Raw genomic sequence first — 17,145 nt, 5'->3', positions numbered from 1 at the left:
TCCCCCCGTCATCATCGGACCACAGCCCAGTTTGGAAGCCACATGTTCGGCACATATCTGCGACGGGAACTCCTCAACCGTCGCAAGCAGACGATCATCATCGCGATCGGCATGGCCCTCGCGATCGCCCTCGTGATCATCGTCAACGCGGTCTCCGCCGGAGTGAAGGACGCGCAGGCCAGCGTCCTCCAGTCCGTCTACGGCGTCGGCACCGACATCACCGTCAGCGAGCCCGCGACCGCCCCCACCGCGACCGGTCAGGCGGGCGGCGGCGGACGCTTCGACTTCGGCGCGAACTCCGGGACGGACGCCGGCGGCAGCCGCAGCGTCAACACCTCCCGGCTCGAGCCCACGCGCGGGGCCACCGTGATGGCGGACTCCACCCTGGCGACCGTGCAGAAGGTGCAGAACGTCTCGGCCGCGGCCGCAGTGCTCTCCCTCACCAACACCAGCTTCAGCGGCACGCTCCCCGACTTCCAGCAGCTGCGCCAGGAGCGGCAGGCCGGCGGCACCGGCGCGGCCGGCGGCGACGCGGCCGCTCCCTCCCCCGCTCCGACCGGGGGCGCGGACGGCGCAGGCGGCAGCTCCTTCAACGTCGACTCCTTCAGCGTGCTCGGGCTCGACCCGGCCGGCAAGTCGGTCGGCCCGCTCGCATCGGTCACCCTGACCTCGGGCCGGACCTTCACCAAGGCCGACGCCGGCAAGGACGTCGTCGTGCTCGACTCCGCCTACGCGAAGACGGCCAGCAAGGCCGTCGGTGACACCGTCACGATCGGCGGCACCGACTTCAGCGTCATCGGCGTCGTCGCGGCGACCGGGTCCGACTCCTCCACGGCCTCCAACGCGTACATCCCGCTCGACGTCGCGCAGACCCTCTCGGGACAGACGGCCAAGATCTCCTCCGTCTACGTGACGGCGGCCTCCTCCAGCGACATCTCGCAGATCAAGACCGACCTCACCAAGGCGCTCCCCACCGCGACCGTCAGCACCGAGGCCGACCTCGCCTCCGACGTCTCCGGCTCGCTCGGCAGCGCCGGCGACCTGATCGCGAACCTCGGCACCTGGCTGTCGCTCATCGTGCTCGCGGCGGCGTTCCTCATCGCGATCCTGTTCACGATCTCCGGCGTCACCCGCCGCACCCGTGAGTTCGGGACCCTCAAGGCGATCGGCTGGTCCAACGGCCGCATCGTCGGCCAGGTCGCGGGCGAGTCGGTCGTGCAGGGCGTCATCGGCGGCATCATCGGCGTCGCCGTCGGACTCCTCGGCGTGCTGATCGTGAACCTCGTCTCGCCGACCTTGACCGGCAGCGTCAACACCCGCTCCGGCTTCGCCGACGCCGCGGGTCGCGGTGCGGGAGCCGTCGGCACGGCGGCGACCAACGCGCCGGGAGGCGGCTTCGGTGGTGCGGGAGGCGGCTTCGGCGGCGCAGGGGGAGGCTTCGCCGGCGCACGTCAGGCCGCGGCCTCCACCAGCGAGATCGCCCTCCACGCGCCCATCACCCTCTGGATCATCCTCGGCGCCGTCGGGCTCGCCGTCCTCGGCGGCCTGATCGCCGGTGCGATCGGCGGCTGGCGCGCCTCGCGCCTCCGCCCGGCCGCCGCCCTCCGTTCGGTCGCCTGACCCCACCGCCTCAAGGAGCAACCGTGTACACCCTCGCGAACGTCACCAAGAAGTACACCCAGTCCAAGCGCGAGGTCGTCGCCCTCAAGGACGTCACCCTCGAGATCCCGGACGGCCAGCTCGTCGCCATCCAGGGCCCCACCGGCGGCGGCAAGTCGACGCTGCTGCAGATGCTCGGTGCCCTCGACCGCCCCACCACGGGGTCGGTCGAGCTGGGCACGTCGAGCCTGTCGAAGCTCGGCGACGGCAAGCTCACGGGCATCCGCGCGAACGAGATCGGCTTCGTCTTCCAGGGCTTCAACCTCATCCCGACGCTGACGGCCCAGGAGAACGTGGAGACCGCGCTCGCCCCGCTGAAGGTGAGCGCGGAGGAGCGCAAGCGCCGGGCCGCGGAGGCGCTCGCGTCCGTCGGACTCGGCGACCGCGGCACCCACCTGCCGTCCGAGCTCTCCGGCGGTCAGCAGCAGCGCGTCGCGATCGCTCGAGCCTTGGTCAAGAACCCGGACGTGCTGCTCGCCGATGAGCCGACCGGCAACCTGGACGAGGAGACCCGCGACGAGATCATGGACCTGCTGGAAGGGCTCTGGCGCGACCGCGGCCTCACCCTCGTCATTGTGACGCACGACAGCGCGGTCGCGAAGCGCGCCCAGCGCCGCCTCCACATCAAGCACGGCCAGGTCAAAGAGGCCGCCTAGCCCCGCCACATTCGTGCCGAATGTCGACTTAGCCCTCCGCTAAGTCGACATTCGGCACGAATCACGTGGCGGTGGGAGTCGGGACGACGAGCATCCCGAGGGCCTCGGCGAGCACGACCGCCTGGCGTTCGTCGATCGTGGCGCCGCGCAGGAGAACGTCGGACGGGTCCACGCCGGTCAGGTCGCTGCCGACGAGGGAGGCGGCGGTGAAGTCGGCGCCGGTCAGCGTCGCGCCCGAGAGGTCGCACCCGTCGAACCGGGACTCGGCGCAGCGGGCCTCGCCCAGATCGGCTTCCCGGAGGCGCACCCCGCGGAACTCCGCGCCGCGCAGCTCGGCGCGCGAGAGACCGGTGAAGCCCCAGTTGCCGCCCTCCACTTTGAGCAGCGCGAAGTCGCAGGCGTGGAAGGTGCTGCCGGTCAGTTTGCAGCGCCGGAAGGTCGTGTCGAAGAAGTTGCACCCTTGGAAGGTGCAGTTCACGAACGCCGAGTCGGTGTGCTCGCTCACGTTGAACCGCACCGACCGGAACGTGCACCGCGTGAAGGTCGCGCCCGAGGAGCGCAGCTCCGTCATGTCGACGCCCACGAACTCGACGTCGGTGAACTCCACCCCGTCGAGGTCGCGCCCGTACCAGTCCTCACCCCGGATGATGCTCTCCGTACTCACGGGTCGAGCCTAGCCATCCGGGGTGACAGCCCGGCCGGGGCCGGCTCAGTCCTGGTTGCTGAACGCGGCGTCGAACGAGGCGGTCGGCTGCTTCCAGAGCAGGGAGCGGATGTAGCCGACGGCCTCCTTCGCGCCGTGCAGACGGTCCATGCCGGCGTCCTCCCACTCGATCGAGATGGGGCCGGTGTAGCCGATCGACTCGAGCGCACGGAAGGAGTCCTCCCACGGCACGTCGCCGTGCCCGGTGGAGACGAAGTCCCAGCCACGGCGCGGGTCGCCCCACGGCAGGTGCGAGCCCAGCACGCCGGCGCGGCCGTTGCGCGGACGCAGCCGGGTGTCCTTGCAGTCCACGTGGTAGATGCGGTCCTTGAAGTCGACGATGAAGCCGACCGGGTCGATGTCCTGCCACATCATGTGCGACGGGTCCCAGTTGAAGCCGAACGCCTCGCGGTGGTCGATGGCCTCTAGCGACCGGACGCTCGACCAGTAGTCGTACGCGATCTCGGACGGGTGCACCTCGTGGGCGAACCGCACGCCCTCGCCGTCGAACACGTCGAGGATGGGGTTCCAGCGGTCCGCGAAGTCCTGATACCCGGCGTCGATGACGGAGGCGGGGACCGGCGGGAACTGGGCGACGTACGGCCAGATCTTCGACCCGGTGAACCCGACGACCGTGTCCACGCCGAGCTTGCGGGCGACCTTCGCGGTGAGCTTCAGCTCCTCGGCGGCACGCTGGCGGACGCCCTCCGGCTCCCCGTCGCCCCAGACCTTCGAGCCGACGATCGCCTGGTGGCGGAAGTCGATCGGGTCGTCGCAGACGGCCTGGCCCTTGAGGTGGTTGGAGATGGCCCACACTTTGAGGCCGTACTTGTCCAGGATGTCGAGGCGCCCCTGCAGGTACGCGTCGTCCTCGGCGGCACGCCAGACGTCGAGGTGCTCCCCCGACGCGGCGATCTCGAGGCCGTCGTAGCCCCACCCGCTCGCGAGCTTCGCCACCTCCTCCAGCGTGAGGTCGGCCCACTGGCCGGTGAAGAGGGTGACCGGGTGAGTGCGCCCCGACTCGTTCTGATCCGTCATCGTTCCGTTCCCAATTCGATCCAGGTGCCCGCCTCGGCGGAGTCGAGCACGGCGTCCGTGATCCGCACGGCCCGCAGGCCGTCGGTGAAGCGCGGCAGGCCGTCGGGGCTCTCCCCCGCGACCGCCGCGTAGCTGTCGGCGATGAACGCGTTGAACGCGTCCTGGTAGCCCTGCGGGTGACCCGAGGGGACCACGCACAGCCGGGCGGCGTCCGCGCTCAGCTGGTCGCCGTCGCGCGGGATGAGGAGGCTGCCCGCCCGGCGGCCGACCCACAGCGTCTCGGGCTGCTCCTGGTCGAAGGCCACGCTCTCGGCGGTGCCGGCGATCTCGAGCCAGAGCTTGTTCTTGCGGCCGGGTGCGACCTGCGAGACGAGGAGGGTGCCGAGCGCACCGCCCACGGTCTCGACGACCACCGCGACGGCGTCCTCGGTGGTGATCGCGGAATGCGATGCCCGCTCGGCGAACACGGTCTTCTTCGTCGCGGAGACGCGGGATACCCGGTCCCCCGACACGAACTCGACCAGGTCGACGAGGTGCGAGCCGATGTCGGCGAAAGCGCGGGACCGTCCACCCTGCGCTGAGTCGACGCGCCAATTATCGTCGCCCGAACCGAGCAGCCAGTCCTGGAGGTAGGAGGCGTTGATGCTGAGCACCCGGCCGGCCTCTCCCGACGCGAAGCGGTGACGCGCCTCCCGCACCATCGGGTGGAAGCGGTAGATGAACGGCACCGTGGCGACGCGTCCCTCGGCCGCGCGCACCAGCTCCTCCGCATCGGCCGTCGTCGTGGCCAGCGGCTTCTCGCAGATGACGTGCTTGCCCGCGGCGAGCACCGCCCCGGCCTGCTTCGCGTGGAGGGCGTTCGGCGTGGTGACGTGCACCACGTCGATGCTGTCGTCCGCGAGCAGCTCGTCGAGCGAGCCGTACGCGCGGGCGACGCCCAGGCGGTCCGCCGCCGCGGCCGACTTCTCGGCCGTCGACGACACGATCCCGGCCAGCTCGGCCCGGGCTGCGCGTGCGGCCCGGGTGTGGACCTCGGCCATGAAGCCGCCGCCCACGATGGCGACCCGGAGGCGTTCGCCCGCCCGGCTCTCGTCGCGGCGGGTCAAGCCGCCGTTCGTCGCATCTCCCACAGTCACGTCCTCACGTCTCCGTGCCGGCTACGCCAGCGTCGCCGCTCGCGGGTCCCAGTCCTCGGGGAGGGCGGGCGCCACCTGCACGGTGCTCGCGACCTCCACCGGCACGCCGGACTCCCCGGCCTCGATGGTCGCGACCATCACGTCGAGCACATGGAACGCCTGCTCGCCCGAGGCGCGCTCGGGGACGCCGGCGCGGATGGCGCGGGCCAGTTCGACGACGCCGGTGCCACGGGAGGACGTCGAACCGGTCGAGGCGACCGTCTCCTCGCCGTCGGCGCCGTGGATGCGCAGCTCGCCGGTGAAGGTGTTCGGGTCCGGGACCTCGACGGTGCCGTCGACACCGGCGACCTCGAAGAGCGTGCGGCCGAGCTTCGAGTCGAAGCTGAAGATCGCCTGCGCGGTCTGCCCGCTCTCGAACTGGTAGAGAGCGCTGACGTGCGTGGGCACCGTCACGGCGAACTCCTCGCCCGCGCGCGGGCCCGAGCCGATCACGCGGGTCTCGCGCGACTTCGACGCCACGGCGGCCACGCGGGCGACCGGGCCGAAGAGCTGCACCAGCGCGGTGAGGTAGTACGGGCCGATGTCGAACAGCGGGCCTGCGCCCTCCTGGAACAGGAAGTCGGGGTTGGGGTGCCACGACTCCGGGCCGGGCGACTGCATCAGCGTGAGTGCGGTGAGCGGGGCGCCGATGCGGCCGCTCTCGAGCAGGCGACGGGCGGACTGGATGCCGGCGCCGAGGAAGGTGTCGGGCGCGGTGGCCACGCGCAGCCCGCGGGCGTTCGCGGTGTCGAGCAGCTCCTGGCCGGTCGCACGGTCGAGCGAGAACGGCTTCTCGCTCCACACGTGCTTGCCCGCGGCGAGCGCCTGCAGCGCCACCTCGACGTGCACCTTGGGGATGGTGAGGTTGACGACGATCTCGATGCCGTCGTCGGCCAGCAGCTCCTCCACCGAGCCCGAGCCCGGCACGCCGTACTTGTCGGCCTGCGCGCGAGCGCGCTCCTGGTCGATGTCGGCGACGAAGCGCACCTCGAGGTCGGGGAACGAGGTGAGGTTGCCCAGGTACTCGTTGCTGATCACACCGGCGCCGATGACGCCGACGCCCACGCGCCCGGCGCTCACGCGAGGCCCTCGGCGGTGAGGAAGGCGAAGCTGTCGGCGACGGCCTGGAAGCGGTCGCCGCGCGAGTCGTCCAGCTCGACGACGCGCAGGGCGTTCGGTGCGGCGGCGATGATCTCGGCGATCGGGAGCGAGCCCTGACCGACGGCGACCTGGTCCTTCGTCTCCGTGCTGCCGGGGCCGTCCTTGATGTGGAGGGCGACGACGCGGTCGCCGAGGGCGGGGAGGAGGGTGCGCGGGTCGTGTCCGCCGACGGTCACCCAGTAGGTGTCGACCTCGAGCACGACCTCCGGGGCCAGCTTGCCCGCGAAGAACTGGAGGGCGGTCGTGCCCTCGATGGTGCTCTCGATCTCGTGGGCGTGGTTGTGGTACCCGACGCGGACGTCGTAGCGGGCGGCGACCTCGGCCGCCTCGTTGAGCTGGTCGGCGATCGCGGCGACGTCGGAGGCGGTCTGCCAGCGCTCCGGAGCGACGAACGGGTCGATGACCGTCTGGATGCCGAGGGCCTGCGCAGCGCTGAAGACGCGATCCAGATCCCCGCCGATGAAACCCTGGTGGGTGGTGGGAGCGGTGAGCCCCGCCTCGGCGAGGCCGTCGCGGAGGGCGTCACCGAACTCGAGGAAGGCGAACGGCTCGACCTGGGTGAAGCCGATGTCGGCGATGCGGCGCAGGGTGCCGGCCGTGTCCTCGGTCAGCAGTTCGCGGACCGTGTAGAGCTGCACGGAGAGTTTTGACGTCGACACAGGACTCCTCGTCGAGTGGTGGTGCGGATGGATGGCCGCCGGATGGCGATGGCTCCATTCAACCGAGACTTCTGTCGGATGTCAATCAAAAGTCAACGGATGCCACGCGATCTTTGGATGGATGCCGACCGGTGTGGTTCAATGACCGCATGACCGACACCGCGCGCGAGACGGGCCTGGTCGCGACGGACGCCGCCGACCTGCTGGCGATCCTGCGCGACGGCGTCCCACGCACGCGCGCCCAGCTCGCCGAGCTCACCGGTCTCGCCCGCTCGACCGTGGCGGTGCGCATCGATTCGCTCACCGCCTCCGGACTGATCGCACCCGCGGGAGACGATGTGTCGACCGGCGGCCGCCCGCCCGCGCGGGTGCGCTTCAACCCGTCGTCGCGCGTCGTGATCGCGATCGATCTGGGTGCGACGCACGCCGTGGTGGCGCTGGCCGATCTCGCCGGCGACATCCTCGCCCGCGAGTCCAAGCGCATCCGCATCGCCGACGGCCCGGAGTCCGTGCTCGACTGGGCGCTCGAGAGCGCGCAGCGCCTCTACCGGGAGAGCGACCGCCCGCTCGGCGACCTGGTCGGCATCGGGATCGGCGTGCCCGGTCCGGTGGAGCACTCGACCGGACTCCCGGTGAACCCGCCGATCATGCCGGGCTGGGACCGCTTCGACGTGCCCGCCTACGTCCGTCGCGTGTTCGACGTGCCCGTCCTCGTCGACAACGACGTCAACCTCCTCGCCCTCGGCGAGCACGCCCGGGTCTGGCCGGAGCAGACGGACCTGCTGTTCGTGAAGGTCGCGACCGGCATCGGCGCCGGCCTGATCAGCGGCGGCCGGCTCCAGCGCGGTGCGCAGGGCTCCGCCGGCGACCTGGGCCATGTGCGCGTGCCGTTCGGCGACGGCACCCCGAGCCACGGCGCTCAGGATGCGGACCTCGAGGCCCTCGCCAGCGGACCGGCGATCGCGCGGGCGCTCACCGCTGCAGGCATCCCCGCCGAGACCACCGACGACGTCGTCGACCTCGCACGCACCGGCAATCCGATCGTGCAGGCGGCCATCCGCCAGGCCGGACGCGATCTCGGCGAGGTCGTGGCGACCTGCGTCAACCTCCTCAACCCGTCGATGGTCATCGTCGGCGGCGGTCTCTCCCGGGTCGGCGAACAGCTGCTCGCCGGGGTGCGGGAGGTCGTCTACCAGCGGTCGACGCCGCTGGCCACCCAGCACCTCACCATCACCGAGTCGCGCTCCGGCGAGACCGGCGGTGTGATCGGTGCCGCGATCATGGTGATCCAGCACGTGCTCGATCCCGGCTCGGGGGCGGTGCGCGCGCTCTCGCGCTGACCCCCTCCATCACCCCGTCCACCCGCATCGATCATCGAATCGATTCGATACCGCTCAATCCCACCTCGAAAGGACCCTCGTGACCACCGAATCCCTCTCCTCCGGCGCCGCTGCCGGTCGACCCCTGCGCGCCGGCGTGATCGGCCTGGGCTGGGCCGGTCAGCAGCACATGGAGGCCTATGCCGCCCTTCCCGGCGTCGAGCTCGTCGCCATCGCCGGGATGGAGGAAGAACCTCGCGCCGCCCTCGGCGAGAAGTACGGCGTCGAGCGCCGCTACGCCGACTGGAAGGACCTCGTCGCCGACGGCGGCCTCGACGTCGTGAGCGTGGCCGTGCCCACCTTCCTGCACGCCCCGATCACCGTCGGAGCGCTCGACGCGGGCATCCACGTGCTCAGCGAGAAGCCGATCGCCCGTACCGCCTCCGAGGCGCAGGCCATGGTCGACGCAGCGCATCGCTCGGGCCGCGTGCTCGAGGTCGCGTTCAACCACCGTCGCCGCGGCGACATCGAGGCCCTCAAAGCGGCCATCGACGCCGGTCAGATCGGCCGCCCGTACCACGCGCGCGCCATCTGGCTGCGCCGGGCCGGCATCCCCGCGCTCGGCAGCTGGTTCACCAACCGCGAGATGGCCGGCGGCGGACCCCTCATCGACATCGGCGTGCACGTGCTCGACTACGCGCTCCACCTCTTCGGCGAGCCGCGGGTCGTCGCCGTCTCGGCCGTCACCCACTCCGAGCTCGGCGTCCGCGGTCGCGGCGGCGCGACGTCGGACAAGCAGCTGGTCGGCTCCGCCTACGAGGTCGAGGACCTCGCGAGCGTGCTGCTCCGCCTGGAGGGCGGCGGCTCCATCGTCATCGAGACGAGCTGGGCCGCGTACCGTCCCGCCGGCGACGAGTTCGGCATCACGCTGTACGGCACCGAGGGCGGTGCCGATCTGCGGGTCGTCGACTACGCCCCCGCCGGCGAGCTGACCATCTTCACCGGCGACGGCGAGGAGACGGCGGACGTCCGCGTCGCCGCCGACGCAGGCCGCGGCCACCTCGCCGTCGTGGAGACGTTCCTCGAGCACGTCGCCGACGAGGCGAACTGGGCGCAGTGGGACGGCTCCCTCGCCCTGGACCGCGCGCGGGTGATCGACGCCGCCTACGCGTCCGCCGAACGCGGAGCCGAGGTGCGGCTGCAGCCGGCCACCGTCGGCGCCGACGACACCAGCACCGACGACACCAGCGTCGCCACGAAGGGAGCCTGAACCATGGCCGCACTGCGCGTCACCGTCTGGAACGAGGGCGTCCACGAGACGACCCAGCCCGCGATCGCCGCGATCTACCCGGAGGGCATCCACGGCGCGATCGCCGAGGGCCTCCGCGACCTGCTCGGCGAGGAGGTCGCCGTGCGCACGGCGACCCTCGCCGACCCCGAGCACGGCCTGAGCGAGGCCGTGCTCGCCGAGACCGACGTGCTGCTCTGGTGGGGCCACATCGCCCACGACCAGGTCGCCGACGAGGTCGTGGAGCGGGTGCGCGAGCACGTGCTCGGCGGGATGGGCCTCATCGTCCTCCACTCCGGCCACTTCTCGAAGATCTTCATCCGGATGCTCGGCACCACCTGCTCCCTGCGCTGGCGCAACCCCGAGGGCGGCGAGCGGGAGCTGGTCTGGAACGTGAACCCGACGCATCCCATCGCCGCCGGGGTCGAGCAGCCGATCGTGATCGAGGCGCAGGAGATGTACGGGGAGTTCTTCGACATCCCGACGCCCGACGACCTGGTCTTCATCAGCTCGTTCACCGGCGGGGAGGTGTTCCGTTCGGGCGTGACGTTCACCCGCGGTCGCGGGAAGATCTTCTACTTCTCCCCCGGCGACCAGGAGTACCCGGTCTACTTCCACCCGCAGGTGCGTCGAGTGCTCGCCAACGGCGTGCAATGGGCGGCCCCCGTGGCCGGCGCCCGTGTCGCCCCCGCCGTCTCGAACCCGCAACCCATCTAGGCGGAGGGCCGCGTTCCGGAGGGGCGATCCTCCTGCGCCCGTCGCCAACGGAGGAGCTCACTGCCCATCGTGGCGCTGATTTCCTCCGTTGCCTGCGGCCCGCCGACGCGCGTTCCTGAATCTCCTCCCTTCGCCGCATGGCCGGAAAGGGAGGAGATTTTCGGGATCGACCCGGAAATGGCAGGCAAGGGAGGAGGTCGGCGCGCGAGGACGCCGAATCTCCTCCCTTCACCGCGCGGCGGGGAGGAAGGGCAGACTGGACACATGACGGACGTGCTCTCCTCCCTCCCCGCACCACGGCATCCCGATCCCGCCGACGCGCCGCCGCTGCGCTGGGGCGTCCTGGGGCCGGGCGTGATCGCCGCCGACTTCACGAAGGCGCTCCACGCCCACACGGCGCAGCGGGTCGTCGCCTGCGGGTCGCGCTCCGCCGAGCGCGCCTCCGCGTTCGCCGCCGAGCACGGTGTCGAGCGAGCGCACGGCTCCTACGAGGCGCTGGTCGGCGATCCCGGTGTCGACGTCGTCTACGTTGCGACACCGCACAGCGAGCACCTCGAGCACGCGCTGCTCGCCATCGCGGCGGGCAAGCACGTCCTGATCGAGAAGCCGATGGCCGCGACCGCCGACCAGGCGCGCCGCATCGTCACCGCGGCGCGGGAGGCGGGGGTGTTCGCGATGGAGGCGATGTGGACGCGCTACCTGCCGCAGACCGACATCGCCCGCCAGTTGCTCGACGACGGCGCCCTCGGGGAGGTGCGGGTCGTCACGGCCGACTTCGGCGGGAACGCCGCCTACGACCCGGCGAGCCGGCTCTGGAACCCGGCATTGGCCGGCGGTGCCCTCCTCGACCTCGGCGTGTACGTCGTCTCGTGGGCGTCCTTCGCTCTCGGCTCGCCGGCGGGCATCATCGCCAGCGGATCCCTCGCCCCCACCGGCGTGGATGAGCAGGCCGCCCTCGTGCTCAGCACGGTCTCGGGAGCGCAGGCGCTGCTCAGCACCGGGCTGCGGGCCGGCACGCCGTCGCTCGCCACGATCAGCGGGTCGTCCGGACGCATCGAGACGGATTCGCCGTTCTGGGGGCCGAGCGGCCTGCGCGTGCACCGCGCCGACGGCTCCCTCGCCGCGCACTGGCGCGACCCGTACGGGCGCCCGCACCGGCAGGGGATGTCGTACGAGGGTGCCGCGCTCGCCCGCTATGTGGCCGAGGGCCGCACCGAGTCGCCGCTCCACTCCCTGGACGAGGCCGTCTCGACGCTCGCCACGATCGACGAAGCCCGTCGCCAGCTCGGCGCAGCGGGCGTGGGCTGACAGCGAGCGTCGCCGGAGCGAGGCACAATGGAGGGGTGCTCGACCCCGCCCAGACCCGTTCCGCCGACCTCTACCGGCCGGGCGTGCTGGCGGACCTCGGTCCGGTGAGGGCCGCCGCGCCCGCTCCCGTCCCGGTGATCCCGGCGGTGCCGGACCAGACCGGCCACCTCGCCCGCGTCGTGGCGCGCTCCAGCGACCGCGTCGGCTGGCTTCGCGCGCGGAGCCGCGGCATCACCGCGACCGACGTCGCCAAGCTCTCGACGCCGCGCTCCCTGCGCGCGGCCGTCTACGACAAATTGCACGGCACCGGATTCTCGGGCAACTCGTACACGCAGCACGGTCGGGTGCGGGAGCCGGAGATCGCAGCCTGGGTTGCGGCGACCCACGGCATCCAGCCCTCGGACGCCCTCTTCCACGCCGAGCGGGATCGCCGTCATCTTGCGACGCCCGACGGACTCGCCGTGCGCTCCGACGAGCGGATCGAGCTCTGCGAGATCAAGACCACCAACAAGCCGTTCCGCAGCATCCCGCGCAGTTATCTGCGCCAGATCTGGTGGCAGCAGTACGTGCTCGGCGCCGAGCGCACCCTGTTCGTCTGGGAGCAGCACGACGGCTTCGTGCCGCTGCACGACGAGCCCGAGTGCCGCTGGGTCGACCGGGACGACGCCGAGATCGCGAAACTCGTCGGGCTCGCGGGCGACCTGATCGAGCTGCTCCGTCAGGCGACGGCGGTGCCGGTCAGCGCACCCGCACCCGCACCTGCGCCTGCCCCTGTTCCCGCGCCGGTCGCGACCCTCTACTGAGCGCGAGCGCGAACACGGCGATCCACGCGATCGCCACCGTGGTGCCGATCAATTCCAGCCAGGCGCCCACGTCCGTGGCGACGTGCACGATCGCGAGCATCCCCCCGACGATCGTGATGACGGCGACGGCGACGCAGCTGGCGAGGGAGAATCGCGCGACCCGCGGCAACCGCGCGGCGAACGCCACCTGCAGCATCGCGTAGCAGGCGGCGACGAAGCCGAGCACGGCGGAGACGGTGTGGGTCAGGTCCTGCGCCGTCGAGCGCGGATCGGCGATCGGCACCGGGCAGTTCGCCGTGCACGTCACCTGCGAGGCAACCACGAAGCAGAGTGCCGCGAAGCCGAGGCTGAGGGCCGGCGCCCAGCGGTCGAGCGGCCGGATGCGGGAGCGCACGTGCCCGCTCGCGAGGGCGATCGAGAAGCCGCCCGCGGCGACGAGCAGCAGCGCGACCCGGAACATCCCCGCCGTCGGGGCGCCCTCCGCGCCCAGCTCGCTCACGTACACGGGACGGTCGACCGTGAGCCGGGCGGCCCAGATGATCGTGAGCCCGCCGAGCACCGCGACGGTGCCGATGGCGAGCAGGATGGGCACGGCGCGCTCCCACCCGCGGGCGAGCGGAGGCACCGCGAAGGGCTGGCGCACGATGCGCAGGAATCGCTGCACGCTGGCTCCTCGGGTCCGGGTCGAAGCATCCTAACGCGACCCCTCCTGGAAACGTCCTGGGGGTATCCGAAACAGAGTGTTCACATGCGGTGACCCCGGCGTAACACCGGTGACGCAATCCCGGGATTGACTGGGTTCAGCCTGATCGCGCCAGTGGAGGGCGACCGACGAGGGGACGACGAATGCCGAAGACCATGCGGGCCGCACTCCTGGATGCGGCGGGTGGGCCGGAGTCCCTGCGGATCGGCGACACGGTCTCCCCCGACCGCGTCAACGCGGAGTTCCTGGTGAAGGTCGTCGCCGCCGGCGTGAACCCCCTCGACGCGAAGACGCGCGCCGGGCGCGGGGTGTTCGACGCCATCCACTCCTTTCCCGCCGTGCTCGGCCACGACTTCAGCGGCGTGGTCGTCGAGTCGCCGTACAGCGCCCATCCCCTCCGTCCCGGCGACGAGGTCTTCGGGATGGTGATGGTGCCGCGGTTCGGGGGAAGCTACGCCGAGTACATCTCGGTGCCGAGCCTCAGCGTCGTGCGCAAACCCTCCACTCTCTCCCACATCGAGGCCGCCGCCGCCCCGCTCGCCGCGCTCACCGCCTGGGGCATGGTCGTGGAGGTCGCCAAGGCGCACGAGGGCCAGCGGATGCTCATCCACGCGGGCAGCGGAGGAGTCGGTCACTTCGCCGTGCAGTTCGCCTCCTATTTTGGCGCGCACGTGATCGCGACGGCCTCGGGCTCCCACGCCTCGTGGCTGCGATCGTTGGGTGCCGCCGAGGTGGTCGACTACTCCACCACCCGGTTCGAGGACGCGGTGGAGGAGGTGGATGTCGTGATCGACCTGATCGGGAACGTGCACGACGACACCGGCTCGCGCTCCCTGCGCGTCCTGCGTCCCGGCGGCCTGATCATCAACGCGCCGACCGGGAGCTGGCCCGGCTTCGAGGACGAGATCGCTGCCGCCGGCGTACGCGGCACCCGCTACCGGGTCGCCCCGGACGGCAGCACCCTCGGGGTGATCTCGCGCCTGCTGGAGGCGGGGAACGTCCGCGTCCACGTCGACCAGATCTACGCACTCGAGCAGATCGCGGACGCGCACAGGGCGGTCGAGAGCGGCCACACCCGCGGCAAGGTCGTGCTCAAGATCGCCGAGGGGTAGGAGCTCCGAACAGCCGGGTCAGGAGATCGGGCTGCGCTCCATCACCCAGTCGTCCTCCCACCGCTCGCCGACCAGGAACCGCTTCGACCCCACGTGCTCGAAGCCGTGCTTGCCGTAGAAGCGCTGGGCACGCGCGTTCTCCTCGTTGACGCCCAGCCACATCCCTGCGGCCCCGGCGTCCGCAGCCGCGCTGACGCTCGCGACCATCAGCCGGCCGGCGACACCCTCGCCGTGATGGCCGGGCAGCACGTAGCACTTGCTCAGCTCGGCGGTCGGGCGCACCCGGATGGCGCGGCGCACGTCCTCGTCGGCAGGCTCCCCCACGATGACCATCGTGTAGCCGATCGCCTCCCCGGTCTCGTCCTCCGCGATCAGCACGCGGCGGGAGGGGTCGGTGACGTACTCCGCGAACCGCTCCGGTGAGAGCACGGTCGCGATGAAGTGCGCTTTCGCCTCCTCCGTGGTGTGCGGCGGGCAGGCGAGCGGGAAGGTCACGGCGGCGACGGAGGCGAGCGCGGCGGCGTCGCCTGTGCGGGCGGGACGGATGGTGACGGTCACGCCACCAGGGTAACGGCTGGCGGGCATGGAGGGACCGGCCGCCCCCGGGGGAATGGGGCGGCCGGTCCGGTCGTTCCGGCGCCGACTAGTGCCGGCCCTGCGCCACCAGGCTGAGCAGGGAGAACGACACGTCGCCGAGGCCGGTCACGGGGTCGTAGCCCTTGGCCGTCTTCAGCGTGGTGTCCTGATCGAACGACACCAGGTAGCTGTTGCCGCTGGTCTTGCTCGTGTACGCGACGGCCTGGGTCGGGTTCTGCGGCAGCACGTCGCGGAAGCTCCCCGGCAGCACGCGCTTGACGGCGTACAGCGTCGGGTTCGCGAACCCGATCGTCGTGTGCGTCGACTGCTGGACGATCGCGATCTGCGCGGCCACGATCGGCGAGGCGAGCGAGGTGCCGCCATACGTCTCGTTGATGTAGTCGCCGACCGCGAGCGTGTCGTCGTCGACGATGGGCCGGATGCCGATCAGGAAGCCGGTGTACGGGTCGGCCAGGGCCGAGACGTCCGGCGAGACGCGCTTGCCCGCGGCCAGAGCAGCCGGGACGATGCCGCGCTGGTAGTCCGGCTGCGCGAACACGGCGCTCGTGCCGCCTCCCGCGCCTCCGACGAACCGGCTGCCCGGCAGCGGCTCCGCGTAGCTCAGCGAGCCGTCGGCGTTCTTCACGATCTGGTCGACGGTGTCGCCCCAGCCGGTCTCGAAGGCGATCTTGCCGTTCTTGTCGATCGCCATGCTCGTGCCGCCCACCGAGGTGACCCACGGCGAGGAGGCCGGGAAGTCGGGAGACGCGTAACCGAGGTTCGCGACCTCATCGCCGTTGTCACCGCTCGAGAAGTAGAGGCCGATGCCTTCACCCGCAGCCTGCAGCTGGAGGTTGACCTCGCCCTGGATCACGTCGGCCGGAACCGCCTCGCCGACGTTGCCGTAGCTGTTGCTCACGATGGTCGCGAGCTTGTTGTCGAGGATCTTGGACATCGCCACGTCCAGGCCGCCGCCGCAGTTCGTGCCACCCACGTAGAGGATGCGCGCTCCCGGTGCGATCGCGTGCACGGACTCGACGTCGAGCGTCTGCTCACCCTGCCAACCGCTGGGGTACTGGCACAGCTCCTGGTCGGTGAAGTCGGCGGGCTTCGGCACCAGCTGCTGGTACGAGGAGTTGGTCAGACCCGGCTCGCCGTTCTGCGCGGAGTACGAGTTGACGTCCTTCACGATGCTGGGGCTGGCGTATGCGTCGATGATGGCGACTGTCTGACCGGTGCCGTTCACGCCACGCTTGCTGAGGTCGCTCAGCCCGTAGGCACTGCGCAGCTGCTGCGGCGTGTAGCCGCAGTTGTAGGTGCTGTACTTCGTCTGGCCGTTGTAGGCGGCGGGGACCGTCACCGTGTTCTCACCGAAGTAGTGAGAGCAGGGAGTGTCGACCACCGGAGCCGCGGCGACCTTGCGCGAGAGCTGCGGCTCACCGGATGATCCGAGGTCGCCCTGCTGGATCGAGTCCGGCCGGGTCAGGGTCCGCGACTGCTCGACGCTGACGCCCGACACCTTCGTGCCGATCGACGCGGGCAGGGACGGCGCCGTCGCGGGCGCGATCAGCTGGCGGCCGGCGTAGTTGAACGAGTGAAGGGACGTGCCGAAGATCGACCCGATCTGATCGGGCGTCCCGCGGAACACCACGTACTGACGGCTGGCGGGCACGGCGGTGATGGTGAGTCCCGCGGTCGTCAAGAAGCTGACCACGGCGTCGGAGTCGGCCTGCGTCGGCGAGAAGCGCCCGATCCACTGGGCCGGCGCGAGCGCCTTGCGGTAGCCGGCGATCGCCGGGTTCGAGACCTGCTTCGCGAGCGCTTCCGCGCCCTTCTGGTCGCGCAGCGGGAGGTAGATCTCACCTTCCACCGTCGTGTCGGCGGGTGCGGCGCCGGCGTCGTTCGCGGCGGTGGCCCACGACGGGACGGAGTCGGTGTAGGTCACCCGGTCGGCGGCGGTGGCCGCGGAGGTACCCGCCAATGACAAAGCCACCGTGGCGGCCACGGTGGCGATGATTCCGACGACCCTCTTGTGGAGGGATCGTGTGGTGCGAGGAGTCATGGAAACGTCATCCTTCACTCGGACGGACTCGACATCGAGCCGACGCGCGGCGCGCGCCAGAGCGAGCGTAAACCCGCGTCGTTCTGCCACACAAGAGGGGGTAGACGGGTCTGTCGCGATCCATGACGAGTGTGTATGTTCTCTCAGAATCGTGGGGAGGGCTTCAGCAACGCCGAAGGGGCCGGCACCGGCTGCTGCCGGTCCCG

16 protein-coding genes are annotated in these 17,145 nt (G+C 71.2%); 8 read left to right on the top strand and 8 right to left on the bottom strand.

The genetic code is table 11. The features are described 5' to 3' along the window. The first annotated feature begins 42 nt into the window (after positions 1–42). Both FHX33_RS15575 and FHX33_RS15570 read left to right on the top strand, forming a co-directional pair. Positions 43–1,620: an ABC transporter permease gene (locus FHX33_RS15575; protein WP_183428697.1), complete on the top strand. Its 1,578-nt coding sequence runs from the start codon at positions 43–45 to the stop codon at positions 1,618–1,620. A 23-nt stretch (positions 1,621–1,643) separates the two neighbouring features. Further along, entirely contained in the window at positions 1,644–2,315 is a 672-nt protein-coding gene (locus FHX33_RS15570) for an ABC transporter ATP-binding protein (protein ID WP_021764166.1), read from the top strand. Between the two features lie 61 nt (positions 2,316–2,376). On the opposite strand, the gene FHX33_RS15565 is transcribed toward FHX33_RS15570, so the two are convergent. Genes FHX33_RS15565 through FHX33_RS15545 form a run of 5 tightly spaced genes read right to left on the bottom strand, consistent with a single transcriptional unit; the run spans position 2,377 to position 7,051 of the window. Continuing rightward, a complete protein-coding gene (locus FHX33_RS15565; RefSeq protein WP_021764167.1) occupies positions 2,377–2,979 on the bottom strand; it encodes a pentapeptide repeat-containing protein in 603 nt (200 codons plus the stop codon). Positions 2,980–3,024: 45 nt separating this feature from the next. Continuing rightward, positions 3,025–4,056, bottom strand: a complete 1,032-nt coding sequence (locus tag FHX33_RS15560; RefSeq protein ID WP_021764168.1) for a sugar phosphate isomerase/epimerase family protein — start codon at positions 4,054–4,056, stop codon at positions 3,025–3,027. After that, positions 4,053–5,186, bottom strand: a complete 1,134-nt coding sequence (locus tag FHX33_RS15555; RefSeq protein ID WP_338092039.1) for a Gfo/Idh/MocA family protein — start codon at positions 5,184–5,186, stop codon at positions 4,053–4,055. Before FHX33_RS15555 ends, FHX33_RS15560 begins: the two co-directional genes overlap by 4 nt. A 27-nt stretch (positions 5,187–5,213) precedes the next feature. After that, positions 5,214–6,311 (bottom strand): Gfo/Idh/MocA family protein, encoded by a 1,098-nt coding sequence (locus FHX33_RS15550; RefSeq protein ID WP_021764054.1) that lies wholly within the window; start codon positions 6,309–6,311, stop codon positions 5,214–5,216. Then, entirely contained in the window at positions 6,308–7,051 is a 744-nt protein-coding gene (locus FHX33_RS15545) for a sugar phosphate isomerase/epimerase family protein (protein WP_420870886.1), read from the bottom strand. Before FHX33_RS15545 ends, FHX33_RS15550 begins: the two co-directional genes overlap by 4 nt. Before the next feature lie 149 nt (positions 7,052–7,200). Between FHX33_RS15545 and FHX33_RS15540 the strand changes: the two genes are divergently transcribed. The 5 genes from FHX33_RS15540 to FHX33_RS15520 all read left to right on the top strand — a co-directional run bounded on the left by FHX33_RS15540 (position 7,201) and on the right by FHX33_RS15520 (position 12,486). After that, entirely contained in the window at positions 7,201–8,391 is a 1,191-nt protein-coding gene (locus FHX33_RS15540; protein WP_021764056.1) for an ROK family transcriptional regulator, read from the top strand. Positions 8,392–8,560: 169 nt separating this feature from the next. Then, entirely contained in the window at positions 8,561–9,640 is a 1,080-nt protein-coding gene (locus FHX33_RS15535; RefSeq protein ID WP_081704035.1) for a Gfo/Idh/MocA family protein, read from the top strand. Positions 9,641–9,643: 3 nt separating this feature from the next. Beyond that, positions 9,644–10,375, top strand: coding sequence for a ThuA domain-containing protein (locus FHX33_RS15530; RefSeq protein WP_021764059.1), 732 nt, complete (start codon positions 9,644–9,646; stop codon positions 10,373–10,375). Positions 10,376–10,639: 264 nt separating this feature from the next. Further along, entirely contained in the window at positions 10,640–11,683 is a 1,044-nt protein-coding gene (locus tag FHX33_RS15525; RefSeq protein WP_021764060.1) for a Gfo/Idh/MocA family protein, read from the top strand. A gap of 35 nt (positions 11,684–11,718) precedes the next feature. After that, on the top strand, positions 11,719–12,486 hold the full coding sequence (locus FHX33_RS15520) for a YqaJ viral recombinase family protein (RefSeq protein ID WP_338092038.1): 768 nt from the start codon (positions 11,719–11,721) through the stop codon (positions 12,484–12,486). Here the strand turns inward: FHX33_RS15520 and FHX33_RS15515 are convergent. Further along, positions 12,422–13,150 carry a DUF998 domain-containing protein gene (locus FHX33_RS15515; RefSeq protein ID WP_021764083.1) on the bottom strand — a complete coding sequence of 243 codons (729 nt, stop codon included), beginning with the start codon at positions 13,148–13,150 and terminating at the stop codon, positions 12,422–12,424. The genes FHX33_RS15520 and FHX33_RS15515 overlap by 65 nt on opposite strands. A gap of 182 nt (positions 13,151–13,332) precedes the next feature. Between FHX33_RS15515 and FHX33_RS15510 the strand changes: the two genes are divergently transcribed. After that, positions 13,333–14,301: an NADP-dependent oxidoreductase gene (locus FHX33_RS15510; RefSeq protein ID WP_021764082.1), complete on the top strand. Its 969-nt coding sequence runs from the start codon at positions 13,333–13,335 to the stop codon at positions 14,299–14,301. A gap of 18 nt (positions 14,302–14,319) precedes the next feature. Here FHX33_RS15510 and FHX33_RS15505 read toward each other — a convergent pair whose 3' ends face one another. Continuing rightward, the gene (locus FHX33_RS15505) at positions 14,320–14,859 is read right to left on the bottom strand and encodes a GNAT family N-acetyltransferase (RefSeq protein ID WP_021764081.1); all 540 of its coding nucleotides are present in this window, start codon (positions 14,857–14,859) and stop codon (positions 14,320–14,322) included. Positions 14,860–14,944: 85 nt separating this feature from the next. Continuing rightward, positions 14,945–16,939, bottom strand: coding sequence for a S53 family peptidase (locus FHX33_RS15500; protein ID WP_021764080.1), 1,995 nt, complete (start codon positions 16,937–16,939; stop codon positions 14,945–14,947). Between the last annotated feature and the right edge of the window lie 206 nt (positions 16,940–17,145).

It is taken from the genome of Leifsonia aquatica, assembly GCF_014190775.1.
GTDB classification, from domain to species: Bacteria; Actinomycetota; Actinomycetes; order Actinomycetales; family Microbacteriaceae; genus Leifsonia; species Leifsonia aquatica.
This window is presented reverse-complemented; position numbering and strand designations above follow the sequence as displayed.

Coding starts and splice junctions, on each gene's coding strand:
- FHX33_RS15525 (WP_021764060.1), top strand. CDS start 10,640: ATGACGGACGTGCTCTCCTCCCTCCCCGCACCACGGCATCCCGATCCC.
- FHX33_RS15510 (WP_021764082.1), top strand. CDS start 13,333: ATGCCGAAGACCATGCGGGCCGCACTCCTGGATGCGGCGGGTGGGCCG.
- FHX33_RS15530 (WP_021764059.1), top strand. CDS start 9,644: ATGGCCGCACTGCGCGTCACCGTCTGGAACGAGGGCGTCCACGAGACG.
- FHX33_RS15560 (WP_021764168.1), bottom strand. CDS start 4,056: ATGACGGATCAGAACGAGTCGGGGCGCACTCACCCGGTCACCCTCTTC.
- FHX33_RS15540 (WP_021764056.1), top strand. CDS start 7,201: ATGACCGACACCGCGCGCGAGACGGGCCTGGTCGCGACGGACGCCGCC.
- FHX33_RS15535 (WP_081704035.1), top strand. CDS start 8,561: ATGGAGGCCTATGCCGCCCTTCCCGGCGTCGAGCTCGTCGCCATCGCC.
- FHX33_RS15575 (WP_183428697.1), top strand. CDS start 43: ATGTTCGGCACATATCTGCGACGGGAACTCCTCAACCGTCGCAAGCAG.
- FHX33_RS15500 (WP_021764080.1), bottom strand. CDS start 16,939: ATGACTCCTCGCACCACACGATCCCTCCACAAGAGGGTCGTCGGAATC.